This is a genomic window from Ignavibacteria bacterium (genome assembly GCA_016873775.1).
Lineage (GTDB): Bacteria > Bacteroidota > Ignavibacteria > UBA10030 > F1-140-MAGs086 > JAGXRH01.
The window spans coordinates 15,877-35,030 of sequence record VGWC01000009.1 but is presented as its reverse complement, the minus strand read 5'-3'; the positions used below and the strand labels follow the sequence as shown (position 1 = coordinate 35,030).

The window sequence follows — 19,154 nt, the reverse complement described above, 5'->3', positions numbered from 1 at the left end:
TTTCATCATTGAGTCAATGATTCAATGTTTAAATGAATCAATATTATGAACATTTCCGAAATAATTTCTTCTGAACTCAAAAATCTCCAGCAACTAAAAACGTTCAAATACGAAACTGCATTTGAAAGTCCTCAAGGTGCGCGCGTAAAAATAAAAGGCAAAGACGTAATGATGCTCGCATCAAACAATTATCTCGGACTTTCCAATCATCCAGTTGTGAAGAAAGCGGCGATTGAAGGAATAAAGAAATATGGTTACGGCGTAGCGTCTGTGCGATTTCTTTGCGGAACACAAGACATTCATTACGAGTTGGAGAAAACGATTTCTAAATTTGTCGGAACGGAAGACACGATTTTATTTTCCTCATGCTTCGCTGCGAATGAAGGATTTTTTGCTTCAGTCACCAACGAGAAACTTGGTTGTGAAAATTATAAAGATGTTCTCTATAGCGATAAACTCAATCACGCAAGTATAATTGATGGACAGCGTTTGTGTAAATCGGAAGTTGTGGACAAAAAAATTTACAACCACGCCGATATGAATCATTTGGAGCAACTTCTCGAAGCAGATAAGAATGCAAACTATCGTTTCAAAATAATTGTAACCGATGGCGTGTTCAGTATGGAAGGAGATTTAGCGCCGCTACCGAAAATTGTCGAACTTGCAAAACGATACAACGCGCTTGTTTTTGTTGATGATTCTCACGCAATCGGTGTTTGCGGAAAGACCGGAAGAGGAACGCCGGAAGCAAAAAATGTTTTGAAAAAAATAGATGTGATTACCGGAACGTTAGGAAAAGCAATCGGCGGGGCGGCAGGCGGTTACATATCTTCAACAAAAGAAATCATTTCGTACTTGCGGCAGAAATCACGTCCGTACACATTTTCCAATTCACTTCCTCCATCAATAGTATTTGGGGCAAAAGCCGCATTCGATTTACTTACAAGCGATATGTCGCTCGTAACAAAACTGCACGAAAACACAGCGTACTTCCGCAAAGAAATCGTAAAACTCGGTTTCAAAATTTTGGAAGGCGAACATCCGATTGTCCCGATAATGCTTGGAGAAGCGGCACTTGCACAAGATATGAGCGCGATGATGTTGAAGCACGGTGTGTTTATAAAAGGATTGTGGTTTCCCGTTGTGCCGAAAGGTGAAGCGCGACTCAGAACACAAATTTCTGCTGCACTATCAAGAAAAGATATAAACGACGCGCTGAATGTGTTTGAAAAAGTAGGGAAGAAGATGGGTGTGATTGGTTGAGCGTTCTTTGTTAATAGTTATTGGTTATTAGATTATCAATTAACATATAACTATTAACCATTAACGAACAACAGTGTGGACGATGAGGGGCTCGAACCTTCGACCTTACGGATGTGAACCGTACGCTCTAACCAACTGAGCTAATCGTCCGATGCAAAGCATTATTGAAAAAATTTTGCGCGGAAAAGATACAAATTACAATCAATAAAGAAAAGAAGAAATAAGAAAACGTATCGTAAAGTCAAGACTTCGTTGCGCTCAGCATGACGTTGCTCCATACTTTTTCAGAGGTTTCAATTCATAGTACTAATTGAATTTACTTCGATACCCAAATAACGAATCACGAACCACGCTCAACGAACAACGAACAAATGTTTGACAAACTACAGAACATAGAAGAACGCTATCACGAATTGAACGATTTACTTTCATCACCGGAAGTCATTACGAATCAAAATCAATTTCGGGAATTAAGTAAAGAGCAGCGCGGCATCGAAGAAATTGTTCGCAAGTTTGAAGAGTATAAAAAAGTTATTGCGGAAATGGAAAGCGTGAAAGAAATGCTCGAAAACTTTTCCGATGCAGAGATGAAAGAAATGACGCAACTCGAATTTGACGATTTGCAAATACGCATTCCCAAAGTCGAAGAAGAACTGAAAACACTTCTCATTCCCAAAGACCCGAACGATGATAAAAATTGTATCGTTGAAATTCGCGCGGGAACGGGAGGAGAAGAAAGCGCATTATTCGTTGCGGATTTATTCAGAATGTATTCTCGCTTTTCCGAAAAGCAACGATGGAAAGTTGAACTTCTTGATTGGAATGATACGGGACTTGGTGGATTTAAGGAAGTGATTTTTCAATTGACCGGAGATAATGCGTATGGAAGTTTGAAATTTGAAAGCGGAGTTCATCGTGTGCAGCGTGTTCCCGAAACGGAAGCACAGGGGAGAGTTCACACTTCCGCTGTCACTGTTGCTGTGCTGCCCGAAGTTGAAGACATAGAAATCACAATAAAAGAAAGCGACATAAAAATAGAAACAGCACGTAGCGGGGGAGCAGGCGGTCAAAATGTAAATAAAGTCGAAACCAAAGTTATCCTCACGCATATTCCTTCGGGGTTAGTTGTAACGTGCCAGACGGAACGAACACAATTAGGAAATCGTAACCGAGCAATGAAGATGTTGAAATCCAAATTGTACGATATAGAAGTCGAAAAACAAGCAAGTTCCATTTCTTCGCAGCGGAAACTGATGGTAAAAAGCGGCGACCGCAGCGATAAAATCCGCACATATAATTTTCCACAAAATCGTCTCACCGACCATCGCATCGGATTAACACTGTACAATCTTGATAGAATCATTGACGGCGACCTCAAAGAAATCTTCGACCAGCTGAAACTTGCTGATACTGCAGCCAAATTAGGAGAGGGCGCATAACACAAAGAATGAGTAAATTCTTATTATTTTCTTTTCTCCTTGCGTTGTTTCCCCCTACGAAAATTGCTATATTTTCCGCCGATTTTGATGAAGAGTTTTTTCTATTTTCCGTTTATTCCCTTCTCTATATAAAAAGCATTCCTCGTTGAATACATATATCTGTTTTATCGTTGCGCTATTCTTTATGTCAATGACTTTGAGTGATGCGCAAGTTACATTTTTGGAAAATGGTGAACGTTCGCGTCTTGCAACAGAAGATGGGATGTTTTCCGGTTCATCTACGCGGCACGTCATTGACCTTTCCGGAACATGGGAATATTCGGTTGATGAAAAAACTTCGTGGAACAATGTAAAAATTCCGAGCGCGTATGATGGAACAGGAAAAGTATGGTTACGTCGTTCTTTTCATGTTTCTTCGGAAATGTTGGATAATTTTTCTGCCGAACTTTTTTGCGCAGGAATAAATTATTTTTGTGAAATTTTTGTCAACGAACATTTTGTCGGAAGACATATTGGGGGAACAACATCGTTTTCGTTTGTGCTCGAAAAAAATGTTTTGCAACTTGGAGGTAACAACACGATAGTCGTGTATGTTGATAATGAATTGAACGCACGCAATACGGTTCCCTTGCGTCAGCAAGTTGGTGGTTGGAAAAACTATGGTGGTATCTTTCGTGATATCTTTCTGTTGTTTACTCCAAAGTTTTCAATTGAAAAAATAACTGCGCGCAGTAAAATTTCATTGTCAAAAGAATCGGCGACGATAACAGTACGTTCACTAGTACGCAATCAGGGATTTGTACGTACGCAAACGCAAGAAGGGAATAAAAAGTATGCACCGATGCTTTTTGTCGAGGTTTATGAAAAGGCAACAAATTTTTTGATTGCTAAAAGCACGTCGTTTATTTTGATACCGGAAGACAATCATTCTGCGGAATATTCATTGTCTTTAGGAATTGATTTTCCACAACTATGGTCTCCTGAAACTCCTTTTTTATACGAAGTGCATTGCAGTATTTTATTTCCTCCGTTAGAAATGCCAGTGCTCATTGATGAATATAAATTCAATTACGGAATACTCGCCGTTTCAATGAAGGAAACAAATATCTTTCTCAATGATTCCTTGTATCGCTTGAAAGGAATTGTTTGGTTCGAAGACCATCCCCAATTCGGTTCTGCTTTAACGTACGCAGCGATGGAAAAAGATGTTGCATTGATGAAGAATGCCGGCATCAATCTTGTTCGTGTTGCAAACAGAACTCCGCATCCGTATTTTCTTTCGTTGTGCGATAAATACGGTTTATTTGTGTTGGAGGAATTGCCCATTGCAAAAGTGCCGTTTGAAATCTTTGAGAATGATGATTTTTTGGTAACAGGAGAAGCAATTGCGAAGGAAATGGCGGAACGCGACGTTAACCATCCTTCGTTACTTGCGTATGGAATTGGAGATGATATTGAATTCAGTTCTGCTACAGCGTGTGAGATTGTTAATACATTTAAAAATGCAATTCATGGAATTGATGAACGTCCATTGTACTTTGCAACAAGCAACATCCAGAACAATTATTGTGAAGATGAAATGGATTTTTCGGTACTGAATATTTCGCAATGGAATAATTTGGAGAAAAAAAATGTACTGAAAAATAGAATTGAACAAATCAGAAAACCGACGATCCTCGCTTATTACGGACGCAATGTTGAACCGGGGAACAGACGAGGTTCCAGCGACCCACATTCGTATGAAGCGCAAGCACGTGTATTTCAATTCTTCCTTGAAGGAACGAAAAGTTTGCATCTCGCAGGAGTTATGTTATGGTCATTCAATGATTGGCGCGGGGACCGTCCTTCTATTTCTGTGCATTCTGAAAACCCGTATTTGTTCACGCACGGTATCGTTACCGAATCTCGCGAAAAGCGAACAGCGTATGAACATTTGCGCGTAATGTATCTTGGAGAAAAAGTTTCTGCGCTGCCTGTAGGCAATTATTCTTTTACCTCTCCAATGACGTATGTTGTTGCGGGTCTCGGTTTGTTAATATTGTTTGCATTTTTTTACAATAGAAACAGACATTTTCGCGACAACGTCAATCGTTCACTCTTTCGAACGTATAATTTTTTTGCTGACGTTCGCGACCGGAGAATAATTTCTTTCGGGCAAACAATTATCATAACAATAGTGCTTGCAATGACGATGGCAGTACTCCTTTCCAGTATTTTATTTCATTACCGCGATTCGCTTTTTGTTGATGTGTTGCTTTCCCATCTGTTGATTTCCGATGCGTTGAAAGTACATGTTGTTCGCATTGTTTGGAATCCTCCAATGGCAATACTGTGGTTCACACTTCTTTTTATCGCTGTGTTTTTCTTGATGACAACTGTCGTCAAATTTTTCTCGCTTTTCCGCCGCAGTAAAGTATATTTTTTGCACGCGTATGAAATTACCGTTTGGTCATTATTGCCATTTATCGTTTTTATCCCAGTTGGAATGGTGATGTACCGTATTCTGGAAAATTCTCTTTATGTTTTTCCGGTATTCCTTCTGTTGCTACTGACGAAGATTTGGATTGTGCAACGCATTTTGAAAGGTGTTGCCGTTGTGTACGATATGATTCCTTCGCGTGTGTACGTCGTTGGAATAATTTTGATTGCACTCGTTGTTATGGCAACGTACAGTTATTATGACTACACGCAATCCACTTCTGCGTATCTTCGCTATATGCTTTCCCTCACACAGAGCGGAAACTAATTGTATTTCTCTCTATGTACTTATCTCAATTGGAAATATTCGGTTTTAAATCGTTTGCACAAAAAGTTCGCTTGCGGTTTGATGACGGCATTACAGCAATTGTTGGACCCAACGGTTGCGGTAAAACGAATATAGTTGATGCAATTCGATGGACGTTGGGGGAACAACGAACCAGCACATTGCGGAGTTCAAAAATGGAAGATGTTATTTTCAACGGAACAAAATCCCGTAAACCATTAGGATTTACCGAAGCATCACTTACGATTGAAAATACCAAAGGAATTTTGCCTTCCGATTATTCTGAGGTAACGATTACGCGTCGAATGTATCGTTCGGGAGAAAGCGAATATTTGTTGAACAAATCGTTGTGTCGTTTGAAAGATATTCTCAATCTTTTTATGGATACAGGGATGGGCGCGAATGCGTATTCGGTGATTGAACTGAAAATGGTGGAAACAATTTTGAGCGACCGAACAGATGAACGTCGTCGCTTATTCGAAGAAGCCGCCGGTGTAACAAAATACAAACACAGCAGAAAAATTGCATCAAGAAAATTAGAAGATGTGCAAAACGATTTGTTGCGCGTCAACGATATCATCAAAGAAGTTCAATCAACAGTGAATTCGTTGCATCGTCAAGCGAAAAAAGCGGAGCGTTTTCACGAATTGAAAACATTGTTGCAACAATTCGAACGCAATTTTTTAGAACTCGAATTCAATACTGCACTCTATGAACTTTCACCTCTCGAATTACAATTAGAACGAGTGCGTTCTGAAAAAATTACAATTGATGCTTCGTTGCAAACGGAAGAACAGAACATCGATGCAATCCTTCAATCTTCACGCTCGCTGGAACACAACCTTGCAAGCGTATCGAATAATGTTCAACGTATACGAGATGAACTTCATTCGCTCGAAGAACGCAAAGTGCTTGCAACGGAACGAAGTTCTTCGCTTGAGCAGAACATTCTACGTTTTCAGAACGAACAACAATCGTTAGAAGTTCAAAAGAGACAAAGTGAAGAAAAAAGTACATCGCTTGATGAACAGCAATCTATCCTCGAAATGAAACTGTTAAAAGCAAAAGAATTTTCCGAATCGGTTTCGATGGAACTCAAGCACATTGAACGAGAAGAAATTGCGGCAAAACAAATTCTCCAATCGGCGAACGACTCTCTCTTTGATGCATTGCGCACGACGACAACGAAACAAACAGAGTTGGAGAAATTTAACACGCAGATGCGAGCCGCAGAACAACATCAGGAACGACTCGAAAAACACATTGAACAATACTCGCAAAAAGTTGCATCACTGAATGATTTGTATAAAGAACTTACGACACGCGCGCACGAACTCCGTTTCAAATTTTCTGAAGCAGAGCATTCGTTTTTTGAAAAAGAAAATATTCGAGCCGGTGTTCAAAAAGAACTTGAACAACTTCAACGGAACGTCATAGATACCGAACATGCGATTCATCAACGACAAAGTCGCATTGATTTTTTAAAAGGACTTGTTGAACGGAATGAAGGACTTTCGGAAGGAGCAAAATTTTTACTTTCGCACGAACAGTGGAAAACTCAACTGATGCCGCTTGCAGAACTCATTCGAACGTCGGACGAATATCGCGTAGCCGTAGATACCGTGATGGGGGATGCACGTGAATTTCTCGTTGCGAAAACTGAAAGCGATGTTGAACGCGCTATTGAAATTCTTTGGAACGAACACAAAGGAAAAGTAACCTTTGTATGTCTTGATAAAATACAACCGTTTCATCCGACGTTTGCTGGGGAATCTCGAAACATACTGAACAACATAGAATGCGATGAAACAATTCGCTCAGTCGTTGCGTTGTTGCTTGGCGATGTGTTTGTTGTCAATGATATTTTAGAAGCAAAAGAACTTTTTGAAGAATTTCCAACTATTCGCTGTGTTTCCAAAGATGGTCAACTCATAACACAAAATGGTTTTCGTCGTGGCGGTAGTCTTCGTCAAGAAGAGGGTGTACTGATTGGAAAACAAAGTCAGATAGATGCGTTGCAAAATGAAGTTGTAAAATTTCTGCAGGAAAAGAATGAATTGCAGCGTTTATTGGGAATGAAAGAGCAGAACGTTGCATCGTTTGATATGAAAGCAATGCACGATGAAGTGAAAGAAATCGAGCGCGAGTTGGCGCAAACGGAAACACGAATTGCGCAAGTTGCGTTTGAAAAAAAACACGCCGAAGATGCACGCGAAAACACCATCAGTGAACGGGAACGATTGCGCGTTGATATACAACGGCTTGAAGAAACGATTTGGAAATTGCAACGAGAACTTGAAATTCTTGAAGAGCATAAAACGGAAAAAGAAGCGTCGGTTATAGAAGCGCGTCATTTTCTATCGCAACGTGAACACGAGCGACAACGGCATGCGGAAAAAACGCAGCACGCAAATATTTCGCTTGTCGAACTGGAAGGAGAACGGAAAAATATGTTGCTGGAAATGAAGCATTGCAAGCAAACGATTGCTGAAGCAGTTGTTCTACTTCAACGCGCTGCGCAGGAAATGCATGCGGCGAAAAAAGAGGTGCAAACGCAAGCGAAGGAAATGCAGAATGTTGCGGATGAATGGGAACGAACGCATCTTCGTTTTGTTGCGGCAGAGCAAGAGAAATCTGTACTTGAAGTTGAATATCATCGAACGCGAAAAATACTTGAAGAGCGCGAATCGTCAGTGAAAGAACAACGGCGATTACACGAATATTCGTTGAGTTCTGTTCACGAACTGGAATTAGCGATTGCAGAAAAAAAATTACATATCGAACATTTGAAGGAACGCGCCCGCAACGAACTATCTGTTGAACTTGCAATAAAAACTTTTTCGGAGGAAGAGCCGTCGGTGGAGATATTGCGAGAGGAAATTCAGAAGGCAAATGAAAAACTGACTTCACTCGGAAGCGTGAACTTTGAAGCATTTGAACAGTACGGTGTCGAAAAAGAGCGGCACGATTTTCTCATGAAGCAACGGGACGATTTGCTTGCTTCGGAAAAAACATTGAAGGAAACAATACAGGAAATTAACGCAACGGCGCAGGAAAAATTTCTTTCAACGTTCACAAAGATTCGTGAAAATTTTATTTCAATTTTTAAAACACTGTTTGATGAAGGAGATGAAAGCGATTTACATTTGGAAGAAAACACCGATGTGCTGGAATGTGGAATTGCAATTGTCGCAAAACCGCGCGGGAAACGTCCAACATCTGTTGATTTACTCTCTGGCGGCGAAAAAACATTGACTGCGATTGCGTTGCTCTTTGCGATCTATCTTGTAAAGCCAAGTCCGTTTTGTATTCTCGACGAAGTAGATGCGCCGTTGGATGATTTGAACATTGACCGATTTACACGATTACTTAAAAAATTTTCGGACAATACGCAATTTATCGTTGTTACCCATAATAAGCGCACAATGGAAGCCGCAAATACGTTGTATGGTGTTACGATGGAAGAAGATGGAATTTCGAAAATCGTTGCCGTAAAATTCCAAAGCGAAAACACGGTCGAGTCTGCAACGCTTGCAACGGAAGAATGATTGTTGCAGAATCTATAGTATCGTGTTGCTGTTGAAAGCGATGAATTTCTCTCAATACGTTTTTCGTTTTCGGAGTTATACACCAATTCCGTTTATCATCGTGATGTTGTATTATTCACAGTCAACAATTTTTTCGTTTATCGTTGGTTTCGTTATCGCAGCGTGCGGAGAGTTTATTCGTTTTTGGGGAGTTTCCATAGTTGGAAGTGAAACACGAACAACGCAAAAACTCGAAGGGACAATACTTGTTACTTCCGGACCATACGCGTATGTAAGGAATCCGTTGTATATTGGAAATATTGTAATGTACGTAGGATTTGCGATAATGTCGAATGTGTTGGTTCCATATTTTCAGGTTGCGGTTTGTGTATTCTTTGCGTTTCAGTATTACATACTCGTAACGTTGGAAGAAGAATTTCTTCTGAACAAATTCGGAATGGAATACGAACAATACACGAGACGCGTTCCACGATTTATTCCTTTGTTTGTATCAAAAAAAACTTCTGTCGCAGTACAACCAAGTTTTGATGCGCACAAAGGATGGAAATCGGAATCGCGCACATTGCAAGCGTTTGTTCTCATAACGTTCGCATTATTTTTTCTTTGGAAACTGCGGGGTTAACGTGCGCGTGCTAATCGTTGCCGGTGAAGCATCGGGTGATTTACACGGGAGCGGAGTTGTGCGCGAACTGAAAAAACGTTTGCCATCTATTGAAATTTTTGGAGTTGGCGGTGATGCGATGCAACGAGAAGGAATGGAGTTATTGTTTCACGTCAAAGAACTTTCGTTCATGGGATTTGCGGAAGTTTTCAAACATCTCCCGAAAATTTTTGTTGTGGAACAGACATTAGAAAAAATTTTATATGAACGTAAACCGAATGTTGTACTGCTCATTGATTATCCGGGTTTTAATTTGCGGTTTGCACGGAAAGCCAAAGCAAGCGGAACAAGAGTTATCTATTACATCAGTCCTCAAGTTTGGGCGTGGAAAAAAGGTCGTGTAAAGAAAATGAAAGCCGCAATAGATACAATGTGCGTTGTCTTTCCGTTTGAAAAAGATTTGTACCGCGAAGAAGGAATGAACGTAGATTTTGTTGGTCATCCGTTGCTGGAAGAAATAAGTGTGCTTTCTAACAAAGAAGATTTTTTTTTGCGCCATCATTTGGATGCGAAGAAAAAACTTGTAGCATTTTTCCCGGGGAGCAGAAAACAGGAAATAGAAAAAATTTTTCCTTTATTGTTAAAGACAGCAGAAGAAATAACGACTAAACTTGATGTTCAAATTGCCGTTGGCGTTGCGCCAACACTCGATAGAGATTTTCTCAAGTCGTTTCTTGTGCAGAAGAATGATATTCTTTTGTTGAACAACCAAACGCACGAATTGATGAAACACGCAGATGCTGCAATCGTAACTTCCGGCACGGCAACATTGGAAACGGCATTACTTGAAACACCGATGATGGTTGTGTATAAAACTTCGTTCGCGACGTATTGGCTGGGAAAAATGTTTGTTCAAATTTCTTCTATCGGATTAGTGAACATTGTTTCCGGGAGAAACATTGTTCAGGAATACATACAGGAAAACGCAACAGTAAAAAATTTATTGGATGAAACAAGACGATTATTGTTTGATGAACAGTATCGAGGAGCGATGAAACAACATCTTTCGAACGTGCGTAATGTGTTGGGAACAGCAGGTGCATCGAGAAGAGTTGCGGAAATAATGCTTCAAATGTAAGTGTCGCGGATTGTAAGTAAACTGAGAAAACTATTGTTACCGTTTTCGTGGCTTTATGGATTCGGCGTAATGCTGCGAAATTATTTTTACGATGTAAAAATTTTCAAAACGACAAGCGTAGCCGTTCCTGTCATTTCGGTTGGAAATATTGTTGCTGGTGGAACGGGAAAAACGCCGCACGTTGCTTACATCGTGGATGTTCTATGTTCAGCAGGAAAGAACGTTGCAATTATCAGTCGCGGGTATAAGCGAAGCACGAAAGGAACATTTGTTGTTTCCGACGGAAAAAATATATATGGAACTGCAACAGAATGTGGTGACGAACCATATTTTCTTGCACAGAAATTTCCTGAAGCAATCGTCATCGTTGATGAACACAGAGTAAGAGCGGCACGCATTGCCGTTGAACAATATTGCGTTGATGCAATTATTATGGATGATGGATTTCAGCATCGCACGTTGCATCGTGATTTGGATATTGTAGTACTTGATACTACGTACAAAGACGATGGACTCATTCCTTCGGGAAATAGGAGGGAGCCGTGGAGTTCGTTGCATCGAAGCAACATTGTAATTTTTAGCAGATGGAATGGAACAACAAATAATGATGCAATCATACTGTGCGCGAAAAAACATACTTCGGCGATGATAGTGAAAACGAAATTTGAAACAACGAGCATAAGAAATTTTTATACGAATGAAATGAAGCCGATAGAATTGTTACAAAATGCAGTTGTCGTTGCATTTTGTGGCATAGGAAATCCGGATTCTTTTTTTACTATTCTTGCAAACAATGGTGCAATGGTGAAAGAATTCATACCCTTTTCCGACCATCATTATTTCTCAGAAAACGATATCAAATGTGTGCTTCACATAATGAAGGAAAAGAAAGTTACATACGTACTAACAACGGAAAAAGACGCGGTGCGGTTGGTAGATAGTACATTGCGTCAGTATATCGAACAGATGCCGTTATGGATATTACCCATTGAAACTGTGTTTGTTGAAGGAGAAGAATTATTTTTACAAGAATTACAAAAGATTGTTTCTTAACATGAAAATCGGTGTTACAGATACAGGAAAACCATCATTCGAAAAATATGTCGAGTGGCTTCAGAAATTGCAGCCGTTGGAAACAATAAAATTGTCATATCTGTTGAATAATGCGGAAGCAGTTGATATCTGCGATGGAATTGTATTGACGGGAGGACAAGACGTTCATCCGAAATTTTATGGCAAACCTGAATTTCTCAAGGAAGTAGATGCAAACGATTTAGACACGCAGCGCGACGAATTTGAGTTGCAAATAATTTTGCGAGTGCAACAATTACAATTGCCGTTGCTAGCAATTTGCCGCGGACTTCAAGCAGTGAACGTTGCGATGGGAGGAACACTGATTCCGGATATCGTTCACGCAGGTTATCCTTCGCACCGACTTGATAGCAGCACCAATGCGGTGCATCGTGTAGCGGTTACGTTTGATTCTTTGTTGAAAACAATCGTCAATGTTTCTGGAGGAGAAATAAATTCGCGACATCATCAGGCGGTGGATAAACTTGGAAAGAGATTGAAAATTGCGGCAATTTCTGATGACGGAATAATTGAAGCGCTGGAATTAAAAGACCGCGAGCGGCAACCGTTTTTTCTTTGTGTACAATGGCATCCCGAGCGAATGAACGATTTCGAAAATCCATTTTCCAAAAATATTTTACAAGAGTTTCTCAAAGCAATACAATTGCACAAGCAATAAATTTTCATATTACTAACAATTCAGAAATAAATAAAATGACTTTCGATAATAAACATGTGTATTTTTTCGGCGACGGTGTTGCCGAAGGAAAAGCAGAATTGAAAAATTTGCTCGGAGGTAAGGGAGCGAATCTTGCTGAAATGACGAATTTAGGATTGCCGGTTCCAGCAGGATTTACGATTACCACCGAAGTCTGTTCGTATTATTACAATAATAAAAAGAAATATCCTTCGAATATGGAGCAACAAGTTGAAGATGCGTTGATTCAAGTCGAACGCGTAATGCATGGAAAATTCGGCGATTCGCATAATCCGTTGTTGCTTTCTGTACGAAGCGGAGCGCGGGCATCTATGCCGGGAATGATGGATACGATACTCAATCTCGGATTGAATGATGAAACGGCAGAAGGAATGATTTACAAGACAAATGACGCGCGATTTGTGTATGACGCGTATCGTCGTTTCGTTCAAATGTATGGCGATGTGGTGCTTGGCTTAAAACCGCAATCGAAAGATGATATTGACCCGTTTGAAGAAATACTTCAAGAGAAAAAAAAGAAACGCGGCGTTCAACTTGATACGGAACTGAATGCTGATGATTTAAAACAATTGGTTTCTGAATTTAAGGCGGCAATAAAAAAGAAAACCGGGAAAAAATTTCCCGAGAATCCTTTTGACCAACTTTGGGGAGCCATCGGTTCAGTGTTTGGCTCGTGGATGAACACGCGGGCAATTGAATACAGAAAGTTGTACGATATTCCCGAATCGTGGGGAACTGCAGTTAATGTGCAAGCAATGGTATTCGGAAATTTGGGGGAAAAATCCGGAACGGGTGTTGCGTTCACAAGAAATCCGGCGACGGGAGAACATATATTGTATGGAGAATTTTTGATGAACGCGCAAGGAGAAGATATTGTTGCAGGAATACGAACACCGCTTCCGGTGGTTGAACTTCAGAAATATGACAAAGTATCGTATAGAGAAATGAAACGTATGTGCAATATTCTTGAGCAACATTTTAAGGATATGCTCGATATTGAATTCACGATACAACAAGGGAAATTGTATATGTTGCAATGCCGCGCAGGAAAACGAACCACGACAGCAGCAATTCGTATCGCCGTTGATATGGTGAAAGAAAAAGTGATTGCTCCCGAAGAAGCATTGATGCGCATTGAACCGTTGCAACTTGACCAGTTGTTACGTCCGGTTTTTGACGACGAAGAAAAACAACGCGCCGTGAACAAAGGAATGTTATTAACGAAAGGACTCAATGCTGGTCCGGGAGCAGCAACGGGAAAGATATATTTTAACGCAGAAGATGCGGAAGCGGAGGCAAAAAAAGGAGAAGATGTTATTCTCGTTCGTATTGAAACATCTCCAGATGATATTCGCGGAATGAGTGTAGCGAAAGGAATTGTTACTGCTCGCGGTGGAATGACGTCGCATGCCGCGCTTGTTGCTCGACAAATGGGAAAAGTTTGTATCGTTGGATGTTCGGAACTGAATATTGATTACAAATCGCGTAGGTTGAGCGTTGACAGAAAAAAAATTGTCGTGAAAGAAGGGGAGGAAATTTCCATTGACGGTACAACGGGAGAAATCATTATCGGAAGAGTAAAAACACGACCGAGTGAAGTTGTTTCTGTGTTAATTGAAAAATCTCTGAAACCGGAGAAAGCAGCAATTTATCAACGCTATGCGCAAATAATGAAATGGGCAGATCAATTTCGCTCACTTCGTATCCGAACAAACGCAGACCAACCGAATCAATGCGAGCATGCTGTTGCATTTGGTGCAGAAGGGATAGGTTTGTGCAGAACGGAACATATGTTTTTCGGAGAAGACAGGATAACTGCAGTTCGCGAGATGATTTTAGCGGAAACGAAAGAAGAACGGGAACATGCATTGGCAAAATTACTTCCGTACCAACGAAAGGATTTCTTTGGTATTTTTGAGGTTATGAAAGATAGACCGGTAACAATCAGAACACTTGACCCTCCGCTTCACGAATTTTTACCGAAGACACAGAAAGATATTGATGAACTTGCAAGCGTAATGAAAATTTCGAAAGAACGAATTCAACGCCGTATCAGTCAACTGCACGAAATGAATCCGATGTTAGGTTTTCGCGGTTGTCGTTTGGGAATACTATATCCCGAAATTACCGAGATGCAAGTACGCGCAGTATTTGAAGCGGCAGCGATGGCACGGAAAAAAGGAATAAAGGCATTTCCTGAAATTATGATTCCGTTCGTAGGACACGTGCGCGAACTTGCGTTGCAAAAAGAAATTATCAATCGGATTGCAGAACATGTAATGCGAGTGAAGAACGTGCGCATCGCATACCTTGTAGGAACGATGATTGAAATTCCTCGCGCGGCGCTTACTGCGTACGATATCGGAAAAGTAGCGGAATTCTTTTCGTTTGGAACAAACGATTTAACACAATTAACCGCCGGACTTTCTCGCGATGATGCGGGAGAATTTTTACCGTATTACATTGACCACAGTGTTTATGAACGCGACCCGTTTCAATCTATTGATAAAAATGGCGTTGGTAAGTTGATGGGAATTGCTGTGAAAGAAGGACGCAATTCTAACAATAGTTTGAAAGTCGGAATTTGCGGCGAGCACGGAGGGGACCCGTCGAGTGTAGAATTTTGTCACGCACTCGGTTTGAATTATGTTTCGTGTTCACCGTTTCGGATTCCTATTGCACGATTAGCCGCGGCTCGCGCTGTTATACAAGAGAAAAGCAATATAATGCCTACAACTCCCTTAGTGCAAACAAACGTACAAAAAGTTGTGAATCCGAGTTTTGCTTCGAGTTTATCAAATGCAAAACGTGCAATTTTATTAAAGAACAGTTCGCTACGTCGTTCAAAACTTGGTTTTTAAACATTTAATTCTTTGGAGTATCCATAAATGAAACTATCTGATTTCAGGTATCCACTTCCTAAAAATTTAATTGCAAAACATCCTGCCGAACCGCGGGATTCGTGTCGAATGATGGTCTTGCACCGGAAAGAAGAAAAAATAGAGCATCGAAAATTTTCCGATATCGTTGATTACGTGAATAAAAATGATTGTATCATTGTCAATGATACAAAAGTTTTTCAAGCGCGGCTCTTCGGGCATAAAGAAAAAACGAAAGCGAGAATCGAAGTTTTTCTTTTACGCGAATTAAACACCGAGGAAAGAATTTGGGATGCCATTGTTGACCCCGCGCGAAAAGTTCGGATCGGGAATAAGATTTTTTTTGACGAAGGAAATCTCTGGTGCGAAGTTATTGATAATACAACGTCGCGCGGAAGAACAGTGCGGTTCAATTATCGCGGTGATTTGTATAAAGTTGCCGATAGAATCGGTGTTACGCCCATTCCTCCATATATCAAACGCGATGTACAAACGCGCGATATCGAAGATTATCAAACGATGTTCGCAAAACATATCGGTTCAGTAGCCGCGCCAACAGCAGGATTGCATTTTACGCCGAGACTTATTTCTAAGTTAGAAAAAACGGGAGTAAAACATGCCGGCATTACCGTGCATCTTGGTCTTGCTTCGTTTCGTCCGGTAGAAGTGGAAGATTTACACAAACATAAAATGGATTCCGAGTATTTTGAGGTACACGAACCCGCCGTAAAAATTGTGAACACTTCTATTGATGCGAAAGGAAAAGTTATCAGTTGTGGAACAAGCACAACACGCGCAATCGAATCAAGCACGACTGCCGACGGTCACTTGAAAGCGATTAAAATGTGGACGGATAAATTTATTTTCCCTCCATATAATTTCAAAATCACGGATGCATTAGTTACGAATTTTCATATGCCGGAAACGACGCTTCTGATGCTGGTTAGCGCATTTGCAGGGCACGATTTTCTGATGCATGCATATAAAGTTGCGATTAAGCAAGGGTATCGCTTTTTCAGTTACGGCGATGCGATGTTAATTTTGTAAAAACCTATTCTCCAAGTAATTCCCGTTGATGGAAACGTCAACGGGAAATTTGTTTTTATGCAGAACGCAAAAGGTAATGTCGGAGTAGTTATTCCCGCCGCCGGAAACGGAAAGAGAATGAGGAGTGCTGTTCCGAAACAATTGCTATTGTTGGAACAAAAACCGATTCTTGTTCATACATTGGAAAAGTTTGAACGGTGTGAACATATCAACGATATTATTCTGGTCGTATCGAAAGAAACGCTGCGCGAATCGGAACGCTTGGTAAAAACTTACGCGGCTCAAAAAGTGAAGAATATCATTCTTGGAGGGAAAGAACGTCAGCATTCCGTTGCGTTGGGATGCAATGCGCTTCGAGATTTTTTTCCGGAAATAATTGTCGTTCACGATGCAGTGCGTCCGTTGTTTCCCGTACAGTTACTTGAAACATTGATAGCGAATGCAAGAAAATTTGGCGCAGTCGTTCCTGTTGTTGTTCCCAAAGATACACTGGGATTGGTTTCTTCTGAGAATACGATGGAACGTTTTCTATCGCGGGAAACGTTGCGCTTTGTTCAAACTCCGCAAGTGTTTCGTTCCGAAATTTTATGGAAAGCAATTGCAACGGCAGAAGCAGAACATTTTCTGGGAACAGATGAATCAAGTCTTGTACACAATGCTGGGTTTTCCGTCAAGTGTATCGAAGGTTCTCCGTTCAATATCAAGATAACGACAGAAGAAGATTTGAACATTGCTACACTATTTCTGAAATTCTTATCACGAAACGCTGACAACAAGTGAACGAAGAACAGCACAGGTACTACAACAGAGCAATTGCACTTTCGTACTTTACATTACTGTATAATATCATTGAAGGACTCGTTTCCGTTGCATTCGGTATCAATGATGAAGCATTAACATTGTTAGGATTCGGTGTGGATAGTTTCATTGAAGCAATATCGGGCGTGGGAATTTTACAAATGGTGTTTCGCATCAGGAAAAATCCTTCTGCTTCTGTATCTGCTTTCGAGTTAACTGCGTTGAGAATTACCGGCGTATGTTTTTACTTATTATCCGCGGGATTATTTTCAGGTATTATTGCAAACGTATTGTATAATCATTCACCGCAAACAACGCTTGCGGGAACGATTATTTCTTTCGTTTCCATTGTTGTTATGTTCTGGTTGTACCGGCAAAAGAAACGCACCGGAAAGGCACTCAACTCTTCGCCGATTATTGCGGACGCGAACTGTACAATGGTGTGCATTTATATGTCGGTCGTTCTCCTTCTCTCGAGCGCGGTTTTTGAACTGACGAAATTTATGTATGTGGATATTATCGGAACAATCGGAATAATGTATTTCTCGATGAAAGAAGGACGAGAAGCGTTTGAAAAAGTGAAAGGGACGAGCGATTGTAATTGTTCATAAAAAGAAATACCGAATCGTATCAAAAAAAATTTCCATTTTATTTTCCTATCTTCTTCCCGCATTTTGATTCTGAAGTGATTATTTTTTATGGAAACAATTCTTATCGTTTTCATCGTCGTACTCTTGTTCGCTGTTTTTTTTCTTTTGTGGAAAAAAACTTCCTCTCCTTCAACCGAGAATGCTTCGTCGTTGGTGATGATGCAACAACAGGTAGAAAGTTTGCGAACTGAGTTTCAACGTTCATTTTCTGCTACGAGCGAATCCCTTGCTCAATCATTGAATAACACGACGCAACTTGTGCAACAACAATTAGCGCAAGTAACGAATCAACTCGGAACTACAACGCAAAATATGAATCAACAACTTTCTGCAATAGCGCAACAAATGCAAACACAAACGGGAACTATCGGAACGCGTTTGGATACGGCGGCAAAAGTCATCGGCGATGTTCAGAAAAATTTGGGCGAGCTCGGTAAAGTTGCATTGGAGATGAAAGACGTAGGAATAAACGTCGCGCAGTTGAGTGATTTGTTACGTGCGCCAAAATTCCGCGGAGGATTTGGTGAAGCGTTGTTGGAAGATATGCTGAAACAAGTTTTGCCGAATGATGGTTACGATGTGCAATATCGTTTTCGCAACGGACAACAAGTGGACGCTGTGATCCATACTTCTGGAGGAAAAGTTCCGATTGATTCAAAATTTCCATTAGAGAACTTTCGAAAATTTACTGAAACAGATATGGAACAGGAAAGAAAACTGTTCCGAAAACAATTTTTGGCAGATGTGAAAAAACATATTGATGCGATTGCGGCAAAATATATTCTTACGGATGAAGGGACGTTAAATTTTGCATTGATGTACATTCCTGCGGAAAATGTGTACTACGAAACAATTATCAAAGACGAGTTCAACGATTCAGAAGGATTGCTTCATTATGCTTCCAAGAAACACGTTATTCCTGTTTCGCCGAATAGTTTTTACGCGTACCTGCAAGTAATTGCGCTCGGATTGAAAGGTATGAAAGTTGAAAAAACCGCGAAGCAAATTCTCGATAGTATTCATCGGCTCGGAAACGACTTTGAAAAAGTACGCGAAACGTTCGATATTCTCGGTTCACATCTCGAGAATGCGAGAAAAAAATACGACGAGAGCGATAAAAAACTGAAGTATGTCGAAGAACGATTTTCCGGTATTACTTCCGTTTCGTTGCTGGCGGGAGAAACAACGGCAACTATGAGTTTGGATAAGTAACGAATTGAATCTTGTTTTTAGAAAAT

Annotated in this window: 13 protein-coding genes and 1 tRNA gene; 13 read left to right on the top strand and 1 reads right to left on the bottom strand. The window is 40.5% G+C overall.

Annotated features, from left to right (window positions below):
* Nucleotides 1-45 precede the first annotated feature (45 nt).
* Nucleotides 46-1,263, top strand: coding sequence for a glycine C-acetyltransferase (locus FJ218_02525; GenBank protein ID MBM4165785.1), 1,218 nt, complete (start codon nucleotides 46-48; stop codon nucleotides 1,261-1,263).
* A 76-nt stretch (nucleotides 1,264-1,339) separates the two neighbouring features.
* Here the strand turns inward: FJ218_02525 and FJ218_02520 are convergent.
* Nucleotides 1,340-1,413: transfer RNA gene (locus tag FJ218_02520), tRNA-Val, on the bottom strand.
* A 221-nt stretch (nucleotides 1,414-1,634) separates the two neighbouring features.
* Between FJ218_02520 and prfA the strand changes: the two genes are divergently transcribed.
* The 12 genes from prfA to FJ218_02460 all read left to right on the top strand — a co-directional run bounded on the left by prfA (nucleotide 1,635) and on the right by FJ218_02460 (nucleotide 19,128).
* Entirely contained in the window at nucleotides 1,635-2,702 is a 1,068-nt protein-coding gene (prfA, locus tag FJ218_02515; GenBank protein MBM4165784.1) for a peptide chain release factor 1, read from the top strand.
* A gap of 184 nt (nucleotides 2,703-2,886) precedes the next feature.
* The gene (locus tag FJ218_02510; GenBank protein ID MBM4165783.1) at nucleotides 2,887-5,448 is read left to right on the top strand and encodes a hypothetical protein; all 2,562 of its coding nucleotides are present in this window, start codon (nucleotides 2,887-2,889) and stop codon (nucleotides 5,446-5,448) included.
* A 14-nt stretch (nucleotides 5,449-5,462) separates the two neighbouring features.
* Nucleotides 5,463-9,014, top strand: a complete 3,552-nt coding sequence (smc, locus tag FJ218_02505; protein ID MBM4165782.1) for a chromosome segregation protein SMC — start codon at nucleotides 5,463-5,465, stop codon at nucleotides 9,012-9,014.
* Between the two features lie 40 nt (nucleotides 9,015-9,054).
* Nucleotides 9,055-9,636 (top strand): isoprenylcysteine carboxylmethyltransferase family protein, encoded by a 582-nt coding sequence (locus FJ218_02500; GenBank protein MBM4165781.1) that lies wholly within the window; start codon nucleotides 9,055-9,057, stop codon nucleotides 9,634-9,636.
* A gap of 1 nt (nucleotide 9,637) precedes the next feature.
* The gene (locus tag FJ218_02495; GenBank protein ID MBM4165780.1) at nucleotides 9,638-10,753 is read left to right on the top strand and encodes a lipid-A-disaccharide synthase; all 1,116 of its coding nucleotides are present in this window, start codon (nucleotides 9,638-9,640) and stop codon (nucleotides 10,751-10,753) included.
* The gene (lpxK, locus tag FJ218_02490; GenBank protein MBM4165779.1) at nucleotides 10,754-11,806 is read left to right on the top strand and encodes a tetraacyldisaccharide 4'-kinase; all 1,053 of its coding nucleotides are present in this window, start codon (nucleotides 10,754-10,756) and stop codon (nucleotides 11,804-11,806) included.
* A 1-nt stretch (nucleotide 11,807) separates the two neighbouring features.
* A complete protein-coding gene (locus FJ218_02485) occupies nucleotides 11,808-12,503 on the top strand; it encodes a gamma-glutamyl-gamma-aminobutyrate hydrolase family protein (GenBank protein ID MBM4165778.1) in 696 nt (231 codons plus the stop codon).
* A gap of 35 nt (nucleotides 12,504-12,538) precedes the next feature.
* On the top strand, nucleotides 12,539-15,403 hold the full coding sequence (locus FJ218_02480; GenBank protein MBM4165777.1) for a pyruvate, phosphate dikinase: 2,865 nt from the start codon (nucleotides 12,539-12,541) through the stop codon (nucleotides 15,401-15,403).
* Nucleotides 15,404-15,430: 27 nt separating this feature from the next.
* On the top strand, nucleotides 15,431-16,468 hold the full coding sequence (gene queA / locus FJ218_02475; protein ID MBM4165776.1) for a tRNA preQ1(34) S-adenosylmethionine ribosyltransferase-isomerase QueA: 1,038 nt from the start codon (nucleotides 15,431-15,433) through the stop codon (nucleotides 16,466-16,468).
* 57 nt (nucleotides 16,469-16,525) lie between these two features.
* Nucleotides 16,526-17,248, top strand: coding sequence for a 2-C-methyl-D-erythritol 4-phosphate cytidylyltransferase (ispD, locus tag FJ218_02470; GenBank protein MBM4165775.1), 723 nt, complete (start codon nucleotides 16,526-16,528; stop codon nucleotides 17,246-17,248).
* The gene (locus FJ218_02465; protein ID MBM4165774.1) at nucleotides 17,245-17,877 is read left to right on the top strand and encodes a hypothetical protein; all 633 of its coding nucleotides are present in this window, start codon (nucleotides 17,245-17,247) and stop codon (nucleotides 17,875-17,877) included. Before ispD ends, FJ218_02465 begins: the two co-directional genes overlap by 4 nt.
* Nucleotides 17,878-17,964: 87 nt before the next feature.
* Nucleotides 17,965-19,128 (top strand): DNA recombination protein RmuC, encoded by a 1,164-nt coding sequence (locus FJ218_02460; GenBank protein ID MBM4165773.1) that lies wholly within the window; start codon nucleotides 17,965-17,967, stop codon nucleotides 19,126-19,128.
* Nucleotides 19,129-19,154 lie beyond the last annotated feature (26 nt).

Coding starts and splice junctions, on each gene's coding strand:
- FJ218_02500 (MBM4165781.1), top strand. CDS start 9,055: ATGAATTTCTCTCAATACGTTTTTCGTTTTCGGAGTTATACACCAATT.
- FJ218_02460 (MBM4165773.1), top strand. CDS start 17,965: ATGGAAACAATTCTTATCGTTTTCATCGTCGTACTCTTGTTCGCTGTT.
- ispD (MBM4165775.1), top strand. CDS start 16,526: ATGCAGAACGCAAAAGGTAATGTCGGAGTAGTTATTCCCGCCGCCGGA.
- prfA (MBM4165784.1), top strand. CDS start 1,635: ATGTTTGACAAACTACAGAACATAGAAGAACGCTATCACGAATTGAAC.
- FJ218_02525 (MBM4165785.1), top strand. CDS start 46: ATGAACATTTCCGAAATAATTTCTTCTGAACTCAAAAATCTCCAGCAA.
- FJ218_02480 (MBM4165777.1), top strand. CDS start 12,539: ATGACTTTCGATAATAAACATGTGTATTTTTTCGGCGACGGTGTTGCC.
- FJ218_02485 (MBM4165778.1), top strand. CDS start 11,808: ATGAAAATCGGTGTTACAGATACAGGAAAACCATCATTCGAAAAATAT.
- FJ218_02510 (MBM4165783.1), top strand. CDS start 2,887: ATGTCAATGACTTTGAGTGATGCGCAAGTTACATTTTTGGAAAATGGT.
- smc (MBM4165782.1), top strand. CDS start 5,463: ATGTACTTATCTCAATTGGAAATATTCGGTTTTAAATCGTTTGCACAA.
- queA (MBM4165776.1), top strand. CDS start 15,431: ATGAAACTATCTGATTTCAGGTATCCACTTCCTAAAAATTTAATTGCA.